The 1,002-nt window shown below is 69.7% G+C and carries 1 protein-coding gene; it reads left to right on the top strand.

The genetic code is table 11. From position 1 onward, the window contains the following. Positions 1-1,002 (top strand): HNH endonuclease signature motif containing protein (locus tag A5651_RS01800; protein ID WP_066974974.1); only part of this gene is annotated, 1,002 nt, incomplete at its 5' end.

The following is a 1,002-nucleotide window of genomic DNA, read 5'->3' as shown; positions in this document are numbered from 1 at the left end:
TTGCGCGAGGGCCGGTTGTCGCTGGATCAGGTCGGGGTGATCGCCGCGCGCGCCGGTGCAGGCTCGGATGAGCACTATGCACAGCTGGCCAGCGTGGCCACAGTCAACCAGCTGCGCACCGCGCTGAAGCTGGAACCACCGCCGCAACCCCAACCCGACCCCGACACCCCGGACGACGACGAGGACGAGACTCCGAAGCCAGTGGTGCCGGAGCCCGAGCGTTCGATCAGCCAGACCAGCGATGAGACCTCCACGACGTGGCGGATCACCCTGCCCAGCGTGGAGGCCGCGACCTTCGACGCGGCGCTGGCCGCGCATCGGGAGGCGCTGATCGCCGAGTGGAAACGCGACCACGACACCGGCAACAACGCGCCCCCGCCGCCCACCAGTGTGGATGCGTTCCTGCGGCTGATCGAGACCGGCTGGGACGCCGAGGTGGCACAGCGCCCGCACGCCCAACGCACCACGGTGGTGGTGCACCTCGACGTCAACGACCGTATCGGCGCGCTGCATCTGGGCCCGCTGCTGTCTGATGCTGATCGCCGCTATCTGAGCTGTGATGCCACCTGTGAGGTGTGGTTTGAACGCCACGGTCAACCGATCGGGGCGGGCCGCTCCACGCGGGTGATCAACCGCCGGCTGCGCCGCGCACTGGAGTACCGCTATCCCACGTGTGCGGTGCCCGGCTGCGGGGCCACCCGCGGGCTGCACGCCCATCACATCCGGCACTGGGAAGACGGCGGGGCCACCGAGCTGGACAACCTGGTGCTGCTGTGTCCCTATCACCACCGGCTACACCACCGCGGCGGCATCACCATCACCGGACCCGCCGACCAGCTCGTCGTCACCGACGCCGCCGGCGCGGTGATGACCAACAGCACACTGGCCCGCCCACCCACCAAACCCCCACCGGCAGTGCCGCCCTATGCCGGACCTCTCGGCGAACGCGCCGACTGGTGGTGGTACGACCCCTACCAACCCCCACCACCCACCACCAACTAG

The organism is Mycobacterium sp. 1274761.0 (assembly GCF_001668615.1).
Classification (GTDB): Bacteria; Actinomycetota; Actinomycetes; order Mycobacteriales; family Mycobacteriaceae; genus Mycobacterium.
This window is presented reverse-complemented; position numbering and strand designations above follow the sequence as displayed.